This is a genomic window from Oleiphilus sp. HI0080 (assembly GCF_001635135.1).
This window is the reverse complement of the sequence record NZ_LWFU01001216.1, coordinates 1-757: the sequence shown is the minus strand read 5'-3', so window position 1 is coordinate 757 and position 757 is coordinate 1. Positions and strand designations below refer to the sequence as shown.

Annotated in this window: 1 protein-coding gene; it reads left to right on the top strand. The window is 56.1% G+C overall.

Annotated elements, in window-relative coordinates:
* Positions 1–18 precede the first annotated feature (18 nt).
* Positions 19–757: DUF5011 domain-containing protein (locus A3751_RS21275; RefSeq protein WP_156492717.1), on the top strand; the 739-nt coding region annotated here is incomplete at its 3' end.

Sequence of the window (757 nt, the reverse complement as noted above, 5' to 3'; positions counted from 1 at the left end):
GGCAATGCGGCGGCGACCGTGACACGTACTGTGAACGTCGTCGATACCGGCGCGCCGACCATTACCCTACTGGGCAGCAACCCGATCCTGCATGAACTGCAAACGCCATTTACTGATCCTGGCGCGACCGCCTCCGATGCAGCCGATGGCGATCTATCTGGTTCCATCGTCCCAACTGGCGCTGTCGATCCAAATGTTGCAGGCACTTATACACTCACCTACAACGTCACCGACTCTCAGAGCAACGCCGCGCCGACAGTCACTCGTGACGTGATCGTGGCTGACCGCACCGCTCCAGTAATTACACTGAATGGCGCCGCTACGGTACAACACGAGCAAGGCACGACCTACACGGATCTTGGCGCAGCAGCGACCGATATTATTGATGACAATGCAACACTCACTTCAGCGATTTTGGTAAGTGGTTCGGTGAACGATGCCGTAGCGGGCACTTATGCTCTGACTTACGATGTATCTGACGCCACAGGCAATGCCGCAACGCAAGTTACGCGCACCGTCAATGTGGTCGACACGACCATCCCAGTCATCACGCTACTTGGTTCTGATCCTGTCGATCACGAGGTAGGCACGGTTTACACCGATGCCGGCGCAACCGCTTCCGATAACATCGATGGTGTTATTACCGGTAACATTGGCGTGACTGGCAGCGTCAATGCCAGCGTCATTGGCACGTATTCTCTTACTTACAACGTGCAAGACTCGTCGGGCAATGCGGCGGCGACCGTGACACGTACTG